The organism is Arthrobacter sp. 'calajunan' (genome assembly GCF_046940185.1).
Classification (GTDB): Bacteria; Actinomycetota; Actinomycetes; order Actinomycetales; family Micrococcaceae; genus Glutamicibacter; species Glutamicibacter soli.
The window spans coordinates 207,417-228,463 of record NZ_JBKZDY010000001.1 but is presented as its reverse complement, the minus strand read 5'-3'; the positions used below and the strand labels follow the sequence as shown (position 1 = coordinate 228,463).

General features: G+C 66.8%; 26 protein-coding genes. 7 read left to right on the top strand and 19 right to left on the bottom strand.

Annotated elements, in window-relative coordinates; all coding sequences use genetic code 11:
* Nucleotides 1–13 precede the first annotated feature (13 nt).
* The 18 genes from RF641_RS01085 to RF641_RS01000 all read right to left on the bottom strand — a co-directional run bounded on the left by RF641_RS01085 (nucleotide 14) and on the right by RF641_RS01000 (nucleotide 14,513).
* Complete coding sequence (locus tag RF641_RS01085; protein ID WP_424572215.1) at nucleotides 14–253, bottom strand: flagellar FlbD family protein; 240 nt, start codon at nucleotides 251–253, stop codon at nucleotides 14–16.
* A gap of 67 nt (nucleotides 254–320) precedes the next feature.
* Nucleotides 321–1,499: a flagellar hook protein FlgE gene (locus RF641_RS01080; protein ID WP_047118830.1), complete on the bottom strand. Its 1,179-nt coding sequence runs from the start codon at nucleotides 1,497–1,499 to the stop codon at nucleotides 321–323.
* Nucleotides 1,500–1,556: 57 nt separating this feature from the next.
* Nucleotides 1,557–2,099 (bottom strand): flagellar hook assembly protein FlgD, encoded by a 543-nt coding sequence (locus RF641_RS01075; protein ID WP_424572214.1) that lies wholly within the window; start codon nucleotides 2,097–2,099, stop codon nucleotides 1,557–1,559.
* Nucleotides 2,100–2,116: 17 nt separating this feature from the next.
* Nucleotides 2,117–3,562, bottom strand: a complete 1,446-nt coding sequence (locus tag RF641_RS01070) for a flagellar hook-length control protein FliK (RefSeq protein ID WP_424572213.1) — start codon at nucleotides 3,560–3,562, stop codon at nucleotides 2,117–2,119.
* Between the two features lie 17 nt (nucleotides 3,563–3,579).
* Entirely contained in the window at nucleotides 3,580–4,401 is an 822-nt protein-coding gene (locus tag RF641_RS01065) for a C40 family peptidase (RefSeq protein ID WP_424572212.1), read from the bottom strand.
* Nucleotides 4,398–4,820, bottom strand: a complete 423-nt coding sequence (locus RF641_RS01060) for a flagellar FliJ family protein (protein WP_424572211.1) — start codon at nucleotides 4,818–4,820, stop codon at nucleotides 4,398–4,400. The genes RF641_RS01065 and RF641_RS01060 overlap by 4 nt, the downstream gene beginning before the upstream one ends.
* Complete coding sequence (locus RF641_RS01055; RefSeq protein WP_424572210.1) at nucleotides 4,820–6,148, bottom strand: FliI/YscN family ATPase; 1,329 nt, start codon at nucleotides 6,146–6,148, stop codon at nucleotides 4,820–4,822. The genes RF641_RS01060 and RF641_RS01055 overlap by 1 nt, the downstream gene beginning before the upstream one ends.
* Nucleotides 6,145–6,753, bottom strand: a complete 609-nt coding sequence (locus RF641_RS01050) for a FliH/SctL family protein (protein WP_424572209.1) — start codon at nucleotides 6,751–6,753, stop codon at nucleotides 6,145–6,147. The genes RF641_RS01055 and RF641_RS01050 overlap by 4 nt, the downstream gene beginning before the upstream one ends.
* A complete protein-coding gene (gene fliG / locus RF641_RS01045; protein WP_424572208.1) occupies nucleotides 6,743–7,765 on the bottom strand; it encodes a flagellar motor switch protein FliG in 1,023 nt (340 codons plus the stop codon). The genes RF641_RS01050 and fliG overlap by 11 nt, the downstream gene beginning before the upstream one ends.
* A complete protein-coding gene (gene fliF / locus RF641_RS01040) occupies nucleotides 7,762–9,363 on the bottom strand; it encodes a flagellar basal-body MS-ring/collar protein FliF (protein ID WP_120990845.1) in 1,602 nt (533 codons plus the stop codon). Before fliF ends, fliG begins: the two co-directional genes overlap by 4 nt.
* A gap of 8 nt (nucleotides 9,364–9,371) precedes the next feature.
* Complete coding sequence (fliE, locus tag RF641_RS01035; RefSeq protein WP_052772314.1) at nucleotides 9,372–9,677, bottom strand: flagellar hook-basal body complex protein FliE; 306 nt, start codon at nucleotides 9,675–9,677, stop codon at nucleotides 9,372–9,374.
* Entirely contained in the window at nucleotides 9,677–10,072 is a 396-nt protein-coding gene (locus RF641_RS01030; protein WP_047118824.1) for a flagellar basal body rod protein FlgC, read from the bottom strand. Before RF641_RS01030 ends, fliE begins: the two co-directional genes overlap by 1 nt.
* Nucleotides 10,069–10,410 (bottom strand): flagellar basal body rod protein FlgB, encoded by a 342-nt coding sequence (locus RF641_RS01025; protein ID WP_424572207.1) that lies wholly within the window; start codon nucleotides 10,408–10,410, stop codon nucleotides 10,069–10,071. The genes RF641_RS01030 and RF641_RS01025 overlap by 4 nt, the downstream gene beginning before the upstream one ends.
* Before the next feature lie 123 nt (nucleotides 10,411–10,533).
* Nucleotides 10,534–10,857: a hypothetical protein gene (locus tag RF641_RS01020; RefSeq protein WP_120990374.1), complete on the bottom strand. Its 324-nt coding sequence runs from the start codon at nucleotides 10,855–10,857 to the stop codon at nucleotides 10,534–10,536.
* Nucleotides 10,850–11,263, bottom strand: coding sequence for a flagellar export chaperone FliS (gene fliS / locus RF641_RS01015; RefSeq protein ID WP_047118821.1), 414 nt, complete (start codon nucleotides 11,261–11,263; stop codon nucleotides 10,850–10,852). The genes RF641_RS01020 and fliS overlap by 8 nt, the downstream gene beginning before the upstream one ends.
* The gene (gene fliD, locus RF641_RS01010) at nucleotides 11,263–12,567 is read right to left on the bottom strand and encodes a flagellar filament capping protein FliD (protein WP_424572206.1); all 1,305 of its coding nucleotides are present in this window, start codon (nucleotides 12,565–12,567) and stop codon (nucleotides 11,263–11,265) included. Before fliD ends, fliS begins: the two co-directional genes overlap by 1 nt.
* 147 nt (nucleotides 12,568–12,714) lie before the next feature.
* Entirely contained in the window at nucleotides 12,715–13,581 is an 867-nt protein-coding gene (locus RF641_RS01005) for a flagellin N-terminal helical domain-containing protein (RefSeq protein WP_053797838.1), read from the bottom strand.
* Nucleotides 13,582–13,694: 113 nt separating this feature from the next.
* Nucleotides 13,695–14,513 (bottom strand): sigma-70 family RNA polymerase sigma factor, encoded by an 819-nt coding sequence (locus RF641_RS01000; protein ID WP_424572205.1) that lies wholly within the window; start codon nucleotides 14,511–14,513, stop codon nucleotides 13,695–13,697.
* A 257-nt stretch (nucleotides 14,514–14,770) separates the two neighbouring features.
* Here RF641_RS01000 and RF641_RS00995 point away from each other — a divergent pair, with 257 nt between their 5' ends.
* From RF641_RS00995 to RF641_RS00970, 6 genes are all read left to right on the top strand, one after another.
* Nucleotides 14,771–15,262: a flagellar protein FlgN gene (locus RF641_RS00995; protein ID WP_047118817.1), complete on the top strand. Its 492-nt coding sequence runs from the start codon at nucleotides 14,771–14,773 to the stop codon at nucleotides 15,260–15,262.
* A 9-nt stretch (nucleotides 15,263–15,271) separates the two neighbouring features.
* Nucleotides 15,272–16,684: a flagellar hook-associated protein FlgK gene (gene flgK, locus RF641_RS00990; RefSeq protein WP_113607860.1), complete on the top strand. Its 1,413-nt coding sequence runs from the start codon at nucleotides 15,272–15,274 to the stop codon at nucleotides 16,682–16,684.
* A gap of 9 nt (nucleotides 16,685–16,693) precedes the next feature.
* Entirely contained in the window at nucleotides 16,694–17,569 is an 876-nt protein-coding gene (gene flgL, locus RF641_RS00985; RefSeq protein ID WP_424572204.1) for a flagellar hook-associated protein FlgL, read from the top strand.
* Nucleotides 17,566–17,940: a flagellar assembly protein FliW gene (fliW, locus tag RF641_RS00980; protein ID WP_113607861.1), complete on the top strand. Its 375-nt coding sequence runs from the start codon at nucleotides 17,566–17,568 to the stop codon at nucleotides 17,938–17,940. Before flgL ends, fliW begins: the two co-directional genes overlap by 4 nt.
* 222 nt (nucleotides 17,941–18,162) lie before the next feature.
* The gene (locus tag RF641_RS00975) at nucleotides 18,163–19,299 is read left to right on the top strand and encodes an LLM class flavin-dependent oxidoreductase (protein ID WP_424572203.1); all 1,137 of its coding nucleotides are present in this window, start codon (nucleotides 18,163–18,165) and stop codon (nucleotides 19,297–19,299) included.
* Entirely contained in the window at nucleotides 19,283–19,741 is a 459-nt protein-coding gene (locus RF641_RS00970; protein ID WP_424572202.1) for a MarR family winged helix-turn-helix transcriptional regulator, read from the top strand. The genes RF641_RS00975 and RF641_RS00970 overlap by 17 nt, the downstream gene beginning before the upstream one ends.
* A gap of 77 nt (nucleotides 19,742–19,818) precedes the next feature.
* Here the strand turns inward: RF641_RS00970 and RF641_RS00965 are convergent, their stop codons facing one another.
* Entirely contained in the window at nucleotides 19,819–20,295 is a 477-nt protein-coding gene (locus RF641_RS00965; RefSeq protein ID WP_424572201.1) for an SRPBCC domain-containing protein, read from the bottom strand.
* Between the two features lie 123 nt (nucleotides 20,296–20,418).
* Here RF641_RS00965 and RF641_RS00960 point away from each other — a divergent pair, with 123 nt between their 5' ends.
* Nucleotides 20,419–21,024, top strand: coding sequence for a dihydrofolate reductase family protein (locus RF641_RS00960; protein WP_424572200.1), 606 nt, complete (start codon nucleotides 20,419–20,421; stop codon nucleotides 21,022–21,024).
* Nucleotides 21,025–21,047: the final 23 nt, after the last annotated feature.

Sequence of the window (21,047 nt, the reverse complement as noted above, 5' to 3'; positions counted from 1 at the left end):
ATATCTCCCCTTATTAAGGCGCGCCGGGAGCCGGCACCGCACCGGCAGCCTGAACGGCTGCCGTGCGGGCCGCGGTGAGCACCCGGGCCCGGTAGTCGACGGTCAGGGCAATGATCTCGTCCAGGGTTTCTAGCACCACGTACTGGGCGCCGTTGGCCATCACCACCACGGTGTCCGGCGACTGCGCGATCCGTTCGATCAGGTCCGCGTTCACGGCCAGCCGGGTGGAGTTCAACCTGGTTAACACGATCATGGTGCCCTCACCTCATTAGTCCACTGTCAACTGTCGGCGCCCGGGCGCCGGGCGTTAGCCACAGCGCTTAGCGCTTGAGGTTCGACAGCTCCTGCAGCAGCTCGTCGCTGGTCGTGATGATCCGGGCGTTGGCCTGGAACCCGCGCTGGGCGACAATCAGGTTCGTGAATTCCTGGGACAGATCCACGTTCGACATCTCCAGCATGCCGCCGGCCAACTTTCCGAAACCCGGGCTGCCGGCGGTTCCCAACTGCAGGGTGCCGGAGTTGCCCGTAAGTGTGTAGGAGGACCCGCCGGCCTTTTCCAGCCCGGCAGGATTGGTGACGTTGCCGATGGCGATCTGCGCAACCACCTGCTGCGCGCCGTTGGAGAAGCTGCCGGTGAGGGTGCCGTCTGCCCCCAGGGTGAATCCTTCCAGGGTGCCGGCCTTGTTGCCGTCGACCCCTGAGATGCTTGCGGTGTTCAGTTCCGCGAAGCTGGTCAGGCTGCCCAGGTCCACGGCCACCGCGCCCACCCTGAGCACAGCGTCGGACAAGTTCCCGGAGGCGTCTTCGGTCAGGTTCTGGGTGGCGGTCGCTCCACTGGCGCCGTTTTTGCCTGCCACGCTCCAGCCGGTGGCGGTCCGCGTGAAGGTGAGGGTCAGGGTGTGCTCGGATCCGTCGGCGGCGAAGATCTGGGCATCGCGGACCAGGCTTTCGCCCACTGCGGTGTCCTTGGGCAGGTTGCCGCCGACGCTGGCCTTGCCGGTCGCGGTGCCCGGAGCGATGAGGTTGTTCGGCAGGGTGATGTCGCTCAGTTCCCCACCGGTCGCCAGCTGCCCGTTGGCCCCGGCCATCCAGCCTTGGACCAGTCCGCCGTCCGGGCTGACCAGCCGCCCGTTGGCGTCGAAGTCGAAGGCGCCGGCGCGGGTCAGCGAGGTCGTGCCGCCCGAGCGCGTAATGAAGAATCCGTCGCCGGAGATCATCATGTCCGTGGATCGGCCGGTGTTCTGGCTGGACCCCTGGGCGAAATTGGTGGAGATGCCGGCGACCTGCACGCCCAGACCCACTTGGGCCGGGTTGGATCCGCCCTGGTTGGCGGCCGGGCCCGTGGCGCCCTGGGTGAGCTGGGAGAGGGTGTCCTGGAATTGCACCGAGGACGACTTGAACCCGGTGGTGTTGACGTTCGAGATGTTGTTGCCGGTGGCATCCAGCATGGTCTGGTGGGCGCGAAGGCCGGAGATTCCTGAATAAAGTGAACGCAGCATGACGGGGGCTTTCTGTGAGTGGAATTTAATTGTTTAATGGGGCAGCTTGGTGGCGGCCTAGCTGGGCAATACGTTGGGCAACGAGTTGGGCAAGGAGGCCGCTGCGTTGGGCTTCGCGGGGGCAGCTTCCTCAGGAGACCTGGTGTTTTCGGGAAGATCGTTGTCCGGCGCCGCGGCGGGGGCTTCGGTCTTCTGCGGGTCCCGGACCGCAATCACGGTGGTCAACGCAATCTGCTTCTCCCCCACGCTGAGCACCGGTCCGTTGGCAGTGAAGGTGACCGCGGTGACGATTCCTTCCACCGGCGGCTGGTCAGCCGAGGTCACGTGCTGTCCCATGAAGGACGAGGCCGCGGTGCGCTGCTGGACTTCCAGCGAGGTTTGCTGCGCGGCAGTCAGCGTGTTGAGCCGTTCCATGGACGCCAGCTGCACGGTCTGGGAAATCATTTGATTGGTGTCCATGGGCGCACTGGGATCCTGGTTCGCCAACTGGGTGACCAGCAGGTGCAGGAACACTTCCGAGTCCATGGTCTGTTTGGGAACACGCTGCCTGGCGGCGGCGGCTGCCGTGCCGCCTGATGCGTCGAGGGGGCTGATAGTCATCGTCGGAGGTCTTTCGGTTAGGCCAGCAGGTCGAGCCTGGCGACGGGGCGAGCGGGTGGAGCGGGTGTGCCAGGCAGGGCTGGATTCTCCGTTGCAGGGGCGGTATCCGCGCCTTCGGCCAGTGGGATTCCAGGGCTCGGATGCTGCCGGGCGGGAGCGTTGTCGGGGTGACGCTGCTGGAAGTGCCCCTGGCCGGAGCCGGCGAATCCCTGGCCCGCACCGGAACCAGTGTTCCCCGTGGACGCGGCATTCTCTGGCGAGAGCACCTGCACGCTGCCCTGCCCGAGCGCTGCCATCTCACGGCGCAGTTCCGGCAGCAAGGCACGCAAGGCGTGGGTTCCCGCATCGGTCGGTGCCGACAAGTCGACCCGAAGTCCGGAGGGACCCAGCTGAGCGCTGACGGTGATCGGTCCCAACGTTTCCGGTGCCACATGGATATTCATGGTTCGCTGGCCAGGGACGGCACTGAGGACGGTCACGAGCGGCGCGGTGAGCTGCTTCAGCAAGGGCCGGTGCACGGGTGCCGGGCGTGCGGTCGGGACCTCTTCCAGCGGTGGCAGGCCGTCAGCCCGCTGCGGCGGAGCGGTTCCCTGCAAGTTGCCAGCGCTCGCCAGCGCCACCGCGGGAAGCGGCGATTCGGGCGGGGCCTGCGCAAGCCGCTCCCCTGCTCCTGCGGCGACCGCACCTGTTGGTTTCGGCTCACCGGCCACGGCAACCTCGGGCGGTTGGGGTGCATGCTGGTGCGGGAGCGCGCGGGGAACTTGGCCCTCGGAAACCTCGAGCGGCGTGGCATCGGCTTCGGCGTGACCCACAGCGTTCTGCGGCACAGCGGTCCCGGGCGCGGGCGCGGGGTTCTGCACAGGAATCGTCCCGACAGCACCCGGAATCAGGGTGCCGGCAGGCATCCGCCCTGCCGCTTGCGCGCCGGCGGAGGCGGGGGCGGTGAGCGCAGTCACGGCGGACCCCGGAGCGGCGCTCGGTATTGCCGCGCCGGCCGGCTTCTCGGTCGGGGCGATGCTCCCCGTGGAAGCAGGATCGGCCGAAGGCTCCACCGGCAGCGTGATGCCTGCGGCGGGACCGCCCAACGGCTGGATGCGGGCAGGGACCTTGCCCTGCTGCTCGACTGTCCCGGATGATTCGGTCCCTCCGGACGCACGGTCGAGCACCGGCAAGGACCCAGGCCCGGCTCCCCCGCTGGTTTCGGGAGGCAGCTCGATGGTCAGCAACAGGTTCTGCGCGAGAACCGGCGGCATTGATGATTCCGGCGCGGCGGGCGGGACTGCGGCTTCTGCAGGTAGTGCGCGATGATCCGGCTCCGGCACGGGCAGGGTCCGAGGATCCAGTGCGGCCGCCGGCTCATCCCCGGCCCGGGCCAGCAGCCCGGCGAAACGCTGCGCTCCCGAAGCCTGGCCCGACGGCATCTGCGCGACAGGTGCCGGAGAGTCCGCCAATTGGAGCGGCAAGGTGGAGGGGATCCTGGTCATCGTGAAACCGCCCGCGCGCTGTCGAACAGTGCCCGCTGCGCGGCCCGCGCGTCAGCTGGACCGGAGTTCGCGGCTGCCTCCGATGGCACGATGCGGCGGATGGTCATGATGTCCTTGTCGGTTTCGAACAGTTCGCGGATGCTCACGCTCTCGCCCGGCCGCGGGGCATGGATCATCTTGTTCCCACCCAGGTAGATGCCGATATGCCCGCCACCGCGGGTGACAATCAGGTCGCCGGGCCTGGCCTGGGCCAACGACGGCACCTCGGTGCCTTCCTTGGCTTGCTGCCTGGCGACGCGCGGGAGCTGAATCCCCAGATCGCGGAAGGTGTGCTGGACAAAGGAGGAGCAGTCAAGGCCCACCTTCGGGTTGTTGCCTCCCCAGACATAGGGCACTCCCAAGTACTTTTTCGACGCGGCGACCACCCTGGCGCCGTCGATGCCCCCTGCGGCCGCAGGTTCGGAGGCGCCCTGCGCACGCGTGGTAGCTGCAGTCTTGCCAACTGCCTCGCGCTGTCCCCGCTCGGCTTCCCTGGCAGGTCCGGCGCCGGCAGCTGCGGGCGCGGCGCCGTTCGCCGAGGCATCCAGGGCATTCTGGAGCACCTGCTGGAACTCAGTTCCGGCGGGGGAATCGAATGTGATGCCCGCATTGGTGCTGTTCGCTGCGGCATTCGCCGTCCCCTGCAGGGATCCGCCCAGAACGTTGCCCGCAGTGGCGGCAGACCTGGTTTCAGGCGCGGAGGGCTTCGGAAAGCCGGTCACCCGGGCCAAGTTGGATTCGATGGCCCCGATACGCGCGGCGACGTCAGCGTAGCTCACTGTCGAGTCCTTTCCCGAGCGGTTCCTGCCAGATCGTCAAGGAGGTGCTGCTCCCGGGCAAGATCTGCGTGCTGCACCGCCTGGTGATGGCGGGCTTCGAGTTTTTCCAGCGCTTTCACCCCGCGGCGCTGTGCGCGGTAGGCCTCGGCCGCCAACTCGCGGTCCTCGTCCAGCTGGGCTTCCAGCGCCTGGAGGTCCGCCAGCGCCGATCGCCCGGCTGACCGGGCGGCGGCAATGGCCAGCAGCGATGCGCTGTCCACCGGATCGTTGGCGCTGCCGTGCAGTTCCTGCAGGGTCTGCTCGCGCTGCAGCGTGTGGGCGCGCACCGCCTGGTTGGCCTCGGCCAGGGCGCGCGCCGCCTGGCGTTCGCCGATCTGCCGCAACCGCAGCAGGGATGCCAACGAGAATTTCCGGCTCATCATTCAACTCCCAACCGGGCAAGCAGCGCTGTCAGCTGCGCCCATGATTCGTCGACCGGGCAGCCTTCATCCAGCGGCTGCTGCAGGAAGGCGTCGATGGCCAGCCGATGCTCCACCGCGGCATCGGCCAGCGGGTTCGAGCCGCTCTGGTACGCCCCCACGTCGATCAGGTCCTGTACGCTGCGCCCGGCCGCCATCACCTGGCGCAGCCGCCCCGAGGCGGCCTTGCGGGAGGGATCGTTGATTTTCGAGGCCAGCCGGGAGACCGAGGCCAGCGCGTCGATGGACGGGAAATGCCCCTGCACCGCCAAGGCGCGGTCCAGCACCACATGCCCGTCCAGCAGCGAGCGCGCCGCGTCGGCCACCGGTTCGTTGTGGTCGTCGCCGTCCACCAGGACCGTATAGATTCCGGTGATCGCTCCCTGCTGCGCGGTGCCCGCCCGTTCAAGCAGCCGGGCGAGCAGCGAGAAGGTCGAGGGCGGGTAGCCGCGGGTCGCCGGGGGCTCGCCGGCCGACAGCCCGATCTCGCGCTGCGCCATGGCCACGCGGGTCAGCGAGTCCATCATGAGCAGCACCTGCATGCCGCAGGCGCGGAAATGCTCGGCGATGCGTGTTGCGGCCAGCGCGGCGCGCAACCGCATCTGGGCGGGTTCGTCCGCGGTGGAGACCACCACCACCGACCGGGCCAGGCCTTCGGGGCCCAGGTCGTCTTCGAGGAATTCGCGCACTTCGCGTCCGCGTTCACCGATCAGCGCGATGACGTTCAGCTGCGCCGTAGTCCCCCGGGCGATCATGGACAGCAGCGAGGACTTGCCGACGCCGGATCCGGCGAAAAGCCCAAGGCGCTGCCCGGCGCCCACCGTGCACAGGGTGTCCAGCACCCTGACCCCCAGCGGCAGCGGCCGGGTGATGCGGTGGCGTTCCATGGCCGGCGGGCTGTTATTCTCGATCGGCACCAGCTCGTGCTCGCCCAGTGCGCCTCGTCCATCGATCGGCTGGCCCAGGCCGTTGAGCACGCGGCCCAGCAGCCCCGGCCCGGCGGGCACCAAGTGCCCGTGGCGTCCGCGGCGCACCGGGTCCCCCAGCCGGATCCGCTGCAGCGAGGCCAGCGGCATGCAGTGCAGCCCGCGGCCGGTGGCCGCAACAACGTCGACCGCAACTTCCTCCGTGCCGACGCTGAGCACCGACCCGACCGGGGCGTCCAGTCCCTGCACGCCCAGGCCCAGCCCGATCAGTTCGCTCACCACCCCAACGCGTTCGGGTGCCGCGGCGGACAGCGCCTGCGCCCAGTGCGGCTGCAGCAGGTTGTGGTGCGCCGGCGCGCTCATGGCGCACCGCCGCACAGCGCGTCCTTGGCCCGGCGCAGCGCGGTGGAAATCCTAGCGTCCAGGAATCCGTGCTCCAGCTCCGCCACGGCGTCCCCGGCGGACAGCGCCGCATCCGCGCGCAGCTCGATCCCGCTGCCGGGAAGTGTCTTCCGTCCCAGCAGCTGCAGGTCCTGCGGGTTCAGCCGCACCGCGCACACCGGCTCGGTGCCTGACAGCTTCGCTGCGCGTTCCATCGCCGCGCGGGCGGCGAACTGCTCATCGCACAGCACCTGCCCGATGATCGCTTCGGCCAGTTCCACGGCCGCCGCGGTCAGCGCAGCGGCGGATTCCTGCACCGGCGGAACTGCCAGCGCGGCGACGGCCCGGCCGGCGGCGCGCAGGGCGGCCAAGGCCTGGGCCTGTTCCTCGGCCTGCCGGGCCTGGGCCTGGGCTGCCTGCAGCTGAACGGCTTCGCGCTGGGCCCGGGCCGCCTGTTCCGCGGCCCGGATCCCCGTCGCGTAGCCCTCGGCGTAGCCGGTGGAACGCGCGTGCGCCAGGACCTGTTCCTGCGGCGCGGAGTCCAGGGAGCGGAAGGCCACGGGACGGAAATTCTGTTCAGGAGACAAAGTCGTCTCCGTCGCCGCGTCGGACGGTGATTTCGCCGCTGGCTTCCAGCGCGCGGATCTGCTGCACGATATCGGCCCGTGCCGCCTCGACTTCGGAGACCCGCACCCGGTCCATGACCGCGATTTCCGAGTCCAACAGCTCGGCTGTGCGTTCGGAGATGTTCTCGCGGATGACCGCTTCCAGCTCGTCGGCCGCGCCCTTGAGCGCGAACGCCAACGTCGTGGCGTTGACTCCGCGCAGCACCCTTTGGATGTCGCGGCGCTCGAAACGCAGCAGGTCGGCGAAGGAAAGCAGCCGCGAGGTGACCTCTTCGGCCAGCGCGGCGTCGAATTGGCCCAGCGAAGCGAGGATCTCCTTTTCCACGGCGATATCCGAACGGTTGATGATGTCCACGAGCGGCTGGATGCCGCCCACCTGTTCCACCGGTTCGTGGCGGGCGACCAGGCTGCCGGTGCGCCGCTTGAGCTCCTCGGAGACCACCCGGACAGCTTCGGGCACCGCGGTGCCCATGGTCGCCAGCGCCGCGGCGATCTGCGTGCGCAATTGCGAGGGCAGCCCGGCGAGCACCTGCGAGGCGACCTCGGGGCGAAGGTAGCCCAGCACCAGGGCCGCGGTCTGCGGCAGCTCGCCGTCCAGCAGCGAGATCAGGTGGGCGGCATCGGTTCCTTCGAGAAACTCGAAGCTGCTGCCGGCGGTCGAGGAGGACAGCCGGTTCATGACGATGGTCGCCTTCTCGTTGCCGAACGACGCTTCCAGCAGGCCGGAGGCCGCGTCACGGCCGCCGACCAGGCTCGCGGTGGCCAGCTCGTGGACTTCCCCCAAGGTGGCCTGGATGACCTCGTCGTCCACCCGCCGCAGGCGCAGCAGCTCGGCGGCGATCTCCTCTGATTCGAATTCGTTGAACTGGCGCATCACCTCGGCGGCCTGATCCTGGTCCAGCTGCATCAGCACCACTGCGACCTTCTGGATTCCGCTCAGTTCACGGGGCGTGCTATCTGTTTCCTGGCTCATGCATCACCCTTTGAATCCATCAGGCTGCGCAGGTGCTGGGCCATCTTGGCGGGGTTCTGCGCGGCCAGCGCGCTCAGTTCTTCGCGTTTGGTCTGGGCGTCCAGCTGCTGAACGTGCGGCGTGCTGACGGTGGCGGGGATCTGGCTGATGGTGGTGGTCGGGGTGTCGGCCACGACGGACACCGCCGCGCTGGGCTCGCGCAGGCTGCGCAGGTCCTGCAGCTCGCCCAAATCCACCAGCTCGCTGCTGCGCCGGTTGCGGCGGCGCAGCAGCAGGTAGACGGCCAGCAGGACCAGCACCAGCACGATCGATCCGGCGATGACCAGGGTGCGCAGCAGCTCCGCGTCCCGTGCGGCTTTCGCGGCGTCGGAGGCCTCGGTCAGCGCGTTTTGCGCCGCGGTCGCCGATTCGGTGCTGAACGGCAGCACCGAGACGTTGATGGTGTCCTTGCGCCCGGTGTCGATTCCGGCGGCGGCGCTGATCATGGCGGTCAGCTCCTGCACGTCCAGGCCGGAGGCGGCCTGCGCGTCCAGCGCAACCGAAACGCTCTGCCGGTTCAGGTTCCCGGAAGGCACCAGCCGGTTCTCGGTGACCTTGTTGACCGCGTTGGTCCGGTCGGTTTCGGAGGAGGTGAACGTCCCGTCCTTGGCCTCATCGCTGGGCACCGCGATGTTGTCCGGACCCAGGACACCCGCTTCGCCGCTGCCGTTGCCGCTGCCCTGGTAGTCTTCCTTCTTGCTTTTTTCAGCCAATACCGGGTTGTCCTTGGGTGCGCTGAAGCTTTCCTCGGTCCGCTCCGCGGATTCCAGCGACACGTCGGCGGCCACCGCCACGGTCGCGTTGCCGGGGCCGACCACGCGGTCGAGCATCGTCTGGATCATGGAGCCCACACGCTGCTCGTACTCCGAGGCCTGCTTGCCGGCAGATCCCTCCACGCCAACGCCGGCGGCCGAGAGCAGGGTGCCGTTCGAGTCGACGACGGAGATGTCGGCAGGCTTCAATCCGTCCACCGCGGCGGAGGTGAGGTGCACGATGGCCTGCACCTGGTCGGCGGTGAGCGTGGTGTTCGGCTTGGGCTGGACGAAGATCGACGCGGTCGGGGTGGTCGCGGAGTCCACGAACACCGTCTGCTCCGGGATGGCGAGCTTGACCGACGCCATGCTGACCGAGTCCAGGGCCATAATGGTGGAGGCCAGTTCGCCCTCCAGCGCCCGCTTGTAGGTCACGTCCTGCTGGAACTCGGAGGCCGTGACACCCATCTGGTCGAGCAGCGAATAGCCGCCGGCGCCCGCGGTGGGCAGGCCGGCGGTGGCGGCCTTCAGCCGCGCTTCGTACACGTTCTCCTGCGGGACCAGGATGGTTCCGCCGGCGCCGGTGATTTCATAGGGCACCGCGTCGGCCTGCAGCTGCTCGACGATGCCCGACGCGTCCTCGGCGGAGAGCCCGGTGAACAGCGGCGTCATCTTCGGCTGGCTGGCGAAACTCACCAGCGCGACGGTTCCCAGCACCACGATGGCCAGGCCGATGACGGCGATGGTGCGCTGGGCAAGGGTGAAACCACGGATGCTTTCTCCGAGCTTCACCAGGGCTTTGGGCATGGTTGCCACTAGGCTTGCATCCTCATGATCTCGTTGAAGGCTTCCACGCCGCGGTTGCGGAAGGTCGCTGCCGTTTCAAGGGCCAGCGAGGCGCGCGCGGAGGCCAGGGTCGCGGTATGGATGTCGGCCAGTTCGCCGGTGACTGCCTTGAGCGACAGGTCGTTGGAGGTCGACTGCAGCTGCTGCACCTCGGCCAGCGCGCTGCCCAGCGTGGCGGCAAAGGCCGAGCCGTCGCTGCTGCGGGGTTCCGCCTGGCGGTAGCCGGCAGGGGTTGTCGGGGTGGTGGCCGACACGGGGGTGATCTCGAAGTTCATTACTGGCCACGTCCAATCTGCAGGGCGGCTTGATAGCTTTCACGGGCGCGGTCGACCACGGCGGCGTTGACCTGGTAGCCGCGCTGGGCAAGGATCAGGGAGCCCATCTGTTCCGACAGGTCGATATCGGGATAACGCACGTTGCCATCGGCATCGGCCAACGGGTGGTCGGGCTCGTGCACGATCCGGCCCTCGGCGTCGCCGCGTTCGATGCCAGCGACGTACACCCCGTTGGCGTCGTCCCCCGCGCGCGCCAGGACGTACTGGGCGCGAAAAGCCTCGTCGTCGGTGCTGCGCGCGGTGTTGGCGTTGGCCAGGTTGTCCGACACCGCGTCCAGCCACTTGCGGTGGACGGTCAGGCCGGTTCCGGCGATTCCGATGGCGTCGAACATCAGCTGCCCTTCAATGCGGTGCGGATGGAGCTGAAGGTGCCCGAAGCGGCCTGGGTCGCGAACTGGTAGCGCAGCAGGGTGTCCACGTTGGACAGCGTCTCGGTGTCAAGGTTGACATTCGAGCCGTCCAGCCGCGTGGGTTCCAGGGACCGGTTGGTGCTGGCGACGGCCTCGCCGCTGCCTTGCGAAATCGACGCGGCCAGCGCGGACTCGAAGTCAACCCGACGGGCTTGGTACCCCGGGGTGTTCACGTTCGCGATGTTGTTCGCGATGGCGCGCTGGCGCAGGGAGAGCGCGTTCAGGGCGCTCTCCATCGCTGCAGAGGTCACAGATTCAAACAAGACGTGTCGCTCCAGAGTCTTCAGCTGGGCCCATCCATGGGCAACGGGGCTTGCGAGCGATCCATGCTCCCCCATGACAGAAGCAACTATCGGTTGCTTTGCGGGCCCGGTTAGCCGAATTCCCTAGCCAACCGCGTCAAGGTACACGGCGGCGTCCGCTGGCGGACGGGGCACGCTGTCAACGGCCCTGAGCTGGGCGGCGATGTCGTTTCTGCGTCGGGCGTAGGCATCGATCAGCTCGCCCAGCTGCCCCAGGACCTCGGCGGCGCGCTGGCGAAGCCGGGCTGGAAGCGGCATTCCGGATTCAGGGGCCTTCCAGGCGGCGATGTCCAGGTCGACGAGCTGTGCGTCCACGTGCAGCGCGGCGGCCAGACGGGCGCAGCGGGCCTCAAGTTCGTCGAGCAGCTGGTCCCAGGTGCTGCACTGCGATGCAAGTACTTCAGCCAACGTTGACCCCCGCGTGCTGCACTGCCGGGCCGCCCGGGGAAGCCGCGGCCTCGTGCCATGCTTCCTGCAGCGGCTTGAGCAACTCGATGGCCTGGGCGGTGAGCTGGATGTTGCGCTGGATGTTCGCATCGATGAGCAGCTGGGTGACGAAAACGTAGAGGGATCGCAGCCCCGCGCCGCCGGACCACGCCGAGTCGTCGAGGCTGGAGGACAGCTCGGCAATGATCGCCTGGGCGTGCAGCAGGTTCTCTGCCGCTGCGCCCCAGTTCGCCGAGTCCTGGGCGCTCTTGGCCCGATGCAGGTCGACCATCAGCCGATCGTAGAGCATGGTCAGCAGCTTGGCCGGGCTGGCGGAAAGGATCGCCTCCCGGTTTAGTTGCGCGATCTTCTGGGCAGGATTGAGCATTATTTCTCCTTGGTGCTCGGCAGCGAGGCAAGTTGCGAAGCGAGGTAGGACTGCTGGGCGTTCATGTTGCTCAGCTGCACTTCCAGGGCTGAATAGATGCGCTTCAGGCTCGCTTCCCGGCTTTCCAGCCGGCGGTCCCAATTCAAGATCTGGTCATTGAGCCGGGTGATCGTCGTTTCCTGCCCCTTGATGCGCGAGCTGATGTCCCCGGAATACTTGTCGGACAGTTCGCTGCTGACAGTTTCCACGCGCTTGGCCAGGGTGGCGAAGGCCGACTGCACCCGCGCTGGGTCGGCGTTCAGCGCCTTGGTGAATTTCTCTTCGTCGAAATCGAGTTTTCCCTCTCGGGTGATCGAAATGCCGATTTCCGATGGCGAACGCCCGTCCACCGGCCTGATCGCCGCATCCGTGAGGCGCTGCGTGATGCTTCGGACCATGCTGTCGCCAGTGAAGATCATGCCGCTGGTGGCGCCACCGGTGCCGATGGTGACCGAGGAGTTGGCGGAGATGAAGTTCAGCAGTCCGTTCAGCGAGTCCACCAGGGAGGAGGCTTCCTTGGCGGCGGCTGCCATGTCGCGCTGCACGGTGAGGGTGACCGGTTCGCTCGACGTCTTGGAAACGCTCACGTCGATACCCGGCATGAGCCCGGCGAAGGTATTCGACGCGGAGCTGACTGTCTGCTCCGCGGCGCTGCCGGCCCAGAGCGTGACCGTGGCATCCTGCGCGGCACGGATCTGGGTGAAGGGAACGGCCGTGCCGGCCACTGAGAAGGAATTCGCCGCTCCGCTGGCGTCCGCGGTGAACTGCACGCGGTACGTTCCGTCGCCGACCGCGAATTTGACGGCCTTGACTCCCGCCTCGGAAGCGTTGACCGCGGTGATCACGTCGTCCAGGGACGCGGAGACGGCGGTGATGCTGTAGTCCTTGCCGGCCGAGCTCAGCGTGAAGGAGGAGCTGTCCCATTCGGTGAGCGGTCCGGTGACGGTAACCTGCTGCTGGGCGAGCTGGTCGACGGTCAATTCCAGAGATCCAGTCGCGGCCCCGTCGGAGGTCTTCACGGTGACCGAGTTTGAGCTGGATACCGAGGTGAATTTCTGCAGCGCCTCGGGTTTGGCCAGGGTGGCCGAAAGTTTGGCTACGTCCGCGACGCGGGTATTCAGCGACTGGAGCGCCGAGACCATGGTCTGCGTTGCGGTGACCCGATTTTTCAGCATGGTCTGGGGAATCGCTTCGACCTGCATCAGCGACTTGATGAGGGCGGCGGTGTCCAATCCACTGGCCAGGCCATCAAGAGAAATTCCCACGGATACTGCCTCCCGGACTGTGAAAGATGATGTACGTGCCCGCGTGCCCGGAAAGGGCCTCTCGGCCTCTTTCCGGGCGCGGGGCGCCAGGCTGCCGGATTCCGGCGCGCCGACGCGCGCGGCCGGCAGCGGCTAGCCAGCGGGTGGTTAGCCCAGCAGCTTCAGGACGCCCTGGTTGGACTGGTTGGCCTGAGCGAGCATGGCGGTACCAGCCTGGGACAGGATGTTCGAGCGGGTGAAGTTCACCATCTCGCCGGCCATGTCCACGTCGCGGATGCGGGACTCGGCGGCCTGCAGGTTTTCGCGCGACACGTTCAGCGAGTTGATCGCCGATTCAAAGCGGTTCTGCACTGCGCCCAAGGCCGCGCGGCCACTGGACACGCTGGTGATGGCGGTGTCGACGGTGCCGATGGTCGCTGCCGCAACCGAGGCCGACGCGAACCCGTCGGTGGTCACGATCGCGGCCTTCAAATCGGTGGCCAGGGTCTTGATGTCGATGCCGCCCTGGCTCAGATCCAGCGAGATCTGGCTGTCGCCGCCGGTGCCGGCGCCGATCTGGAAGGACATGACGCCGTTGCCGGTTGAGCCGGCAGTGGCATCAAGCAGGTTGATGCCGTTGAAGTTGGTCGTGTCGCCGATGCGTCCCAATTCGTCGACCAGGGCGGTGACTTCGGTGGTGATGGCCTTGCGGGATTCCGCATTGTTCGAGTCGTTGCCGGCCTGTACTGCCAGATCGCGCACACGCTGCAGGATCGAGTGGACCTCGGTCAGCGCGCCTTCAGCGGTCTGGATGACAGAGATGCCGTCCTGGGCATTGCGGGCGGCAACGTTCAGGCCGTTGACCTGCGAACGCAGGCCTTCGGAGATGGCAAGTCCGGCGGCGTCGTCTGCCGCGCGGTTGATGCGCAGGCCCGAGGACAGCTTTTCCAGCGACTTCGACAGGTCGTTCTGGGTGTTGGACAGGTTGCGGTGAGCATTCAGCGCCGCGAGGTTGGTGTTGATCTGCATACCCATGATGTTTTCCTCCGTGAGAACGGGTGTTGTTTACCTAGGTCCGTCCATGGACCTCGTGAACAACTATCGGCCGTACTCCGCGAGCGGTTAGCAGGATGCTTCCACCTCGAACATCACGCAATATCCGCTGTCATCGGCGGACCGGTCCAGTCGTCCAAGCGTCCGCCTGTTGCCTGGCGGGCAAACTCGTCGAGGTAGCTGTCGCGCCGCGCCTGGGCGGACTTCGTGAGTTTGGGCTGCACGACGGGCGGCCGGTCGGTGAGGTAATGCGTCTGGATGGCTTCGTGCAGCAGCTTGAGGGCGACGGTGCGCTGCTGCGAGATTGCCGAATGCGTCACGCCCGCCTCGGCAGCAATCTGCTTGACCGTGGCGCCTTCGAAAAAGAGTCGGCGGATCAGGATCTGGAGTTTCTGGGGCAGGCACTGCACGGCCGCATGGATCACGCTGATGCGTTCGCGGTGCAGGATGTTTTCCTCCGGGATTCCCATCTCGGACAGGAGGCTGTCATGCATGGTTTCCTCCAGCGCCACCACGCTGCGCTCGGCATCGGCCATCACCGCGCGCACGTCCGCGCTGCTCACGCCCATGGCGTCGGCCAACTCATGCTCCGATGGCTGGCGTCCCAGAACACCGGTCAAGGCTTCCTGGACGTTGCGGGTTGCAGTGATTTTCTGGCGCGCCCCACGGGTCGCCCAATCGTTCGAACGCATATCGTCGGCAAAGGCACCCATGATCCGGCGGCGGGCGAAGGCGCCGAAAGGCACTCCACGGGAGGGGTCGAATGATTCGGCAGCGCTGATCATCGCGATGGTGCCGACGGAGACGAGATCTTCGCGCGAAAGATGCGTCGCTTTCGAGCAAAGTTCAGCTGCTAGATATCCGACAAGGGGGAGGTTTGCCAAAACCAATTCATTGCGTGCTTCAAGCTCCACTGTGCCGGAGTCCTTTATCTCAGAGTGCGATTGGCTATGTGTCTACCCCAACTAGACAATCGGCCACGCGAACTAACATTAGAACTACATGAGGGTTTTTGACAAACGCTATTTATGAGGCGTTTTCGGACGTATTGTCTCCAGTTTTTCGGGCCTTCGTAGGCGCCTGGCGACCCGGCGCCGCTAACCGTCTTCCACTCGCCGCCGATACTATTGGTTATCGAGGCATTTTGGGGAAATGCCAGAATTGGAGAATCATGACCAATCGGGTAAATGAGCTGTCGACGCTCCTGTTCAAGGAACGGGAATGCCTTGAACTGCTCCATTTCAAACTCGAGGAACAGAATTTACTGCTCATTGCCGGCAAAACGCAATGGCTTTCGGCAGCGACTCGAGAAATCGAACATGTGCTGGAACGCATGCACCATACCAGCCTGGAACGCACGCTGGTCGCCCGCGAGGTGGCCGAAAGTTGGGGCGGCGACCCGGACTCGTCGCTCTCCGAATTGGCTGCGCTCGCGCCAGTGGGGCCGTGGGGAGAGATCCTCACCTCCCATCTGACGGCGATCCATGAATACACCAACGTCATCGCGGCGACTCGCGACGCCAATGAGCAGTTCCTCCGAGCCGCTCAGCGCTCGGCCCAGGAAACCCTTGCGAACCTCGGCGATTCAGCATCGACCTATGGCCGCAGCGGAGCGGCCGATGTTCCAGGCACCGATGCCCGCATACTCGACACCAATGTCTAAGGAATCCAGATGAGCACCTTCGGGAGCCTGAATACCGCCCTGTCGGGGCTCAACGCGGCGCGAGCTGCCATGGAGGTTGCGGGGAACAACTTGGCCAATGTCGCCACCCCGGGATACACCCGGCAGCGTGCCGAGTTCCAATCCGCAGGGGCGGTGGCCTCCACCGGCAAGATCACCTCGTCCGGGCGCATCGACCAAGGCGTCGTGTTCACCGGCATCGCCCGATTGGCCGACGCCAGCCTGGACGCCCGCGTCCGAGGCACCGTCGCGCTGGCCTCGCAGAGCTCGGTGCGCGCCGATGCGATGGCAGATCTCGAATCAATCCTGCGCGAACCGGGCGAGAACGGCCTCTCCGCGTTGCTCAACGATTTCTGGGCCGGATGGGAAGACGTGGCAGGCCAGCCAGGCGACGCCGCCGCGGGGGCCGTGCTGCTCCAGCGCGCGCAGTCGGCGGTCGACCGCATCGTCCAGATGGATGACGAGATCAACGGCCAGTGGACCTCCCAGCGCCAGGACCTGAGCACCCGCATCGACGATCTGAATGCCACCGCGCAGGGCGTCGCGGCGCTGAACGGGCAGATCCGTTCGCTCACCGCCGCCGGTGGTTCGCCCGCTGCGCTGCTCGACCAGCGCTCGCAGCTGGTCGAGCGCCTGGCCGAGCTGTCCGGCGCGAGCGTGCGCGAGCTGCCCGATGGAACCGTGGACGTACTGCTGGAGGGCAGCCCCCTGGTCACCGGGACTACTGCCCGCTCGCTGCAGCTGTCCGGAGGCCGGAACAGCGAGGACGCCGCGGTCTCCGTGCGCTGGTCGCACCGGCCTGACGACCAGGTGTCGCTGGATGCCGGCAGCATCGCGGCAGGGCTCGCGGTGCTCTCCCCCGCCACCGGTTCCTACAGCTCGGGGCCGCTGGCGCAGGCTGCCGCGCAGCTGGACCGGATCGCCCTGCGCCTTGCCGAGGCGGTCAACCAGGTGCACCACTCGGGATTGACCAGTGCCGGCACGCCTGGCGGCGACTTCTTCGGCATCGATCCGGCAAACCCAGCCGGCAGCATCAAGGTGCTGCTCCACGACGGGTCCCAGCTGGCCACCGGCTTGCCCGGCGGCGGCGCGCTGGACGGCTCGAACGCTCAGAAGCTGGCCGAGCTGGGCAAGACACCGGACGGCGCCGACGCGCTGTGGTCGCGGCTGGTGATCGAGGTGGGAGCCACGAGCCGCGCCGAGGCAACCCAGGCGCTGTCCAGCGCTATGGCCGCGGACGGTGCCGTCACCGCGCGCCACGGCGCCTCCGCGGTGTCGTTGGACGAGGAGAACATCGCCCTGCTCAGCCACCAGCATGCCTACCAGGGCGCTGCCCGAGTGCTCACCGCACTGGACGAAATGCTGGACACCCTGATCAATGGCACCGGCCGTGTTGGACGATAGGACCTGCACATGACACGCATTACCACGTCGGCGCTCAGCTTCAATGCCGAACGCAACCTCGCCGCCGCGGCCGCCCGGCTGGCCACGGTCCAGGACAAGATCGGCTCCAACAAACAGATCAGCCGGCCCAGCGACGACCCGGCGGGGGCCGCCGAGGCGATGGCGGTTCGCACCGAGCAGCGCCAGAACGCGCAGTTTTCCCGGAACGCAGCGGATGCCAATGGCTGGCTGTCTTCCACGGACGTCGCCTTGTCCGCCGCGACCAGCCTGCTTCACCGGGTGCGCGACCTGACCGCCCAAGGAGCCAACGACGGAGCGCTCGGACCGGAGGCCCGGGAAGCGATCGCCCTTGAACTCGACCAATTGCGTGAGCAGATGGTCGGGGTGGCCAACACCCAGTACCGCGGGCGCTTCTTGTTTGCCGGCACCTCGGATGCCGGCAGCGCGCTGGATGAGAACCTGCAGTTCTCCCAGGGCAGCGAGGTCCTGCGCCGGATCGGGCCGAATTCCTCGGTGCGCGTGGACGCCGACGGCGCTGCCGCCTTCGGCCAAGGCCCGGACAGCGTCTTCAGCCTCATCTCCTCCATCGCGCAGGATTTGCGCAATGGCGTCAATGTGTCCTCACGACTTGAAACGGTGGATGCCCACTTGCAGAACATCCTTGCCACCCAGGCCTCCGTCGGCGCCAGCCACGCCACGGTGCGCACGGCCGAGCAGAGCCTGCTGGGCGATGCAGTCAACCTCGAGGCCCGGCGCGCGGGCACCGAGGACATCGACCTCGCCACCGCCATCCTGGAGCTCAAGAGCCAAGAGGTCGCCTACCAGGCGGCGCTGTCCGCCGCGGCCCGCACCCTGCAGCCTTCACTCATGGACTTCCTGCGATGAGCCGCAAACTGATCCCGTCCTCCGCCCTGCCCGGATTCCCGCAGGCGCAAACGCTGGAGCTTTGTGCTGTCGACGGCGCCCCGGGCCTCTTTGCGCTGTCATCCCCCGAGGCGCCATCATTGCGCTGGTTCGTCCTCGAGACCGCAGTGCACCTGCCGCACTACACACCGCAGTTCTCCGAAGACCACCTGGCGGCGGTCGGCCGGCCGGCGCAGAACGCGCGATTGGTCCTTGCCGTGGTCAACACCGCCGACCAGCGACCCAGCGCCAACCTCTTCGCGCCGCTCTTGGTCAACGACGACACCGGGCAGTGCTCCCAGGTCCTGCTTGAATCGCAGGATTGGCCTTTGCGCCATGACCTGAGCGCCTAACCTCGAACTCCGGCGGAAGGATTGTTTAATTTTCTTCCGGCGGAGTTTTCTTTTCCGCCTGGATACTGCATAGTAGCGATTCAGGCGGAATCCGATTTGGTCTCTGCGTCGCAGCTTCCCACCTCGGGAATAATTGACGCCTCAACTTGTTTTTACATGCATACGCATATAAATTGGAGACGAGCACACGATGTGACGTTTCACCAGCTAATAGGAGTAGGCATGCAGTTCGGAGTTTTCTCAGTCAGCGACATCACCCGCGATCCCACCACCGGCCGTGTGCCAACAGAGAAGAAACGCATCGACGCCCAGGTCGCCATCGCCAAAAAGGTCGAGGAAATCGGCATGGACGTCTACGCCATCGGCGAGCACCACAACCGCCCGTTCTTCTCCTCCTCGCCGACCACCACCCTGGCCTACATCGCGGCGCAGACCGAACGCATCATCCTGTCCACCACGACCACGCTGATCACCACGAACGACCCGGTGAAGATCGCCGAAGACTTCGCCATGCTGCAGCATCTGTCCAACGGCCGCACCGACCTCGTGCTCGGCCGCGGCAACACCGGCCCGGTCTACCCGTGGTTCGGGAAGAACATTCAGGACTCGGTCAACCTGACCGTGGAGAACTACAACCTGCTGCGCCGCCTGTGGGACGAGGACGTGGTGAACTGGGAAGGCCGCTTCCGCACCCCGCTGCAGAACTTCACCTCCACCCCGCGCCCGCTGGACGACGTGGCCCCGTTCGTCTGGCACGGCTCGATCCGCACCCCGCAGGTCGCGGAAATCGCCGCCTACTACGGCGACGGCTTCTTCGCGAACAACATCTTCTGGCCGAAGGAGCACTACCAGCAGTTGATCGGCCTGTACCGCGAGCGCTACGAGCACTACGGCCACGGCCGCGCCGACCAGGCTATCGTGGGCCTGGGCGGGCAGTTCTACATGGCCAAGGAATCGCAGCAGGCGGTCAAGGAGTTCCGCCCGTACTTCGACAACGCCCCGGTCTACGGCCACGGCCCGTCGCTGGAGGACTTCACCGCGCAGACCCCGCTGACCGTCGGCTCCCCGCAGCAGGTGCTGGAGAAGACGCTGAGCTTCCAGGAGTACTTCGGCAGCTACCAGCGCCAGCTGTTCCTTATTGACCATGCGGGCCTGCCGCTGAAGACCGTGCTGAACCAGCTGGACATGTTCGGCGAATACGTGCTGCCCGAGCTGCGCAGGGAAATGGACGCCCGCGCGCCGAAGGACCTGACCCCGGCACCGACACATGCAGGCCTCGTGGCAGCTCGTGACGCTAAACTGAAGGCTGAGCAAGCCAACGCCCCAAAGGAGCCTGAAGTCAGTGACCGGGACCAGTAACACCCCCGCCCCCGTGAAGGTCACCATCGACGCCTGGGAGTCGCTCTTCCGGGCGCAGGTGGCCGTCATGAGGAAGGTCAGCGCCAAGCCGGAGTTCCACAAGCTCTCCATGCGCGAATACGATGTGCTGTTCAACCTTCGCATCTGCCCGGGCGGCCGCAGCCGCCTGGTCGACCTGAACCGCTACCTGCTGATCTCGCAGCCGAGCCTGAGCCGCATGGTCACCCGGCTGGAGGACAAGGGCCTGATCACCCGCGAGGCCGATCCCACCGACCAGCGCGCGATGCAGCTGTCGCTGACCCCCAAGGGGCTGGCTGTCCAGCAGGAGATCGGCCGCGAGCACGTCAAGCACATCTACGAGCAGATCGGCACCGCGCTGAGCGAGGAAGAATTCCTCCAGCTGCAGCAGCTGACCTCCAAGCTGCGTAGCGCCATCAAATAGCACGCACGAGAAACGCCGGCGGATCCAGCCCCACGGGGCGGTTCCGCCGGCGTTGCCGTGCCACGCGGCGGCCGCCGCTACTTGTAGAAGCCCTCGCGCAGCACGATGCCATGCTCCAGCCAGCATTTCATGGCCGCCAGCATTCCGGTCCATCCCTCGCAGTTGCCGAAGGCCGCCGCGGCGCCTTCCTCGGTGGCCTGCCACGCGGATTCGGTGATGACGACCTTGGTGCGGGAGTTGTCGTCCTCCGGCTCGAACTCGAAGGCGACGGTGTTCTGCGCATCGGGCGCCGACGAGTGGTTGGCCTCCCACTGGATCACGATGCGCCGCGGCGCCTGGGCCTCCAGCACCTTGACCGGGAAGGCCCCCGGGAAGTCGTGGAAGTCCCAGGTGACGGTCGCGCCGGTTTCCAGGCGGCCCTTGGCGCCGCCGGTCGTGAAATAGTGCGAGAGCTGTTCGGGATCCGCGACGGCCTCGTACACTTGCACGCAGGTCTTGGCGATGTGTCCCGAAACGCTGAAGGACAGCTGGCTGGGGGCTGGGTCGTGGCTCACGACACTTTTCTACACCTCGTGCTCCCAGCGGGGCAAGAGCCCGTCGCGCATTCCCAGCCGCAGTGTCCATGCCTCCTGCTATCCTGTCGCCATCGGATCCTCGACTGACTGATGGAGCGCATCATGGCACGGGTAACCTGCGACGTCACGATCTCACTGGACGGCTTCGTGGCCGGAGTTGAGCAGAGCCTGGAGCAGCCGCTGGGCCGCGGCGGCGAGCAACTGCACCGCTGGCAGTTCGAAGCCCGGGAGGACGACGCCGCGGAGCGCGCCGGAATCCTGGATGCCGGCGCCTACATCATGGGCCGGAACATGTTCAGCCCCGAGCGCGGCGAACCCTCGGGCAGCTGGCGCGGCTGGTGGGGCGAGGATCCCCCGTATCACGCACCGGTCTTCGTGCTCACCCACCACGAGGGCGAACCGCTGGCCATGGAGGGCGGCACGGTCTTCAACTTCGTGACCGGCGGGATCCGCCAGGCGCTTCAGCTGGCGCGCGAGGCGGCCGGCGGGAAGAATGTCGCGATCGCCGGCGGAGCGTCGACCATCAACCAATTCCTGGAGGCGGGACTGCTGGACGAGCTGCGGCTGCACATCTCCCCGAAGCTGCTGGGCTCCGGCGAGCGCCTCTTCGAGGGCGTGTCAGGGCAGGAGTTCATCCCGCGCTCCTCGCGCAGCACCGGGCTGGTCACCCACGTGATCTACGATCTCGCACCGCGGGGATCCGTCTGACCCGGCGCAGGCTTCGGAGCCGA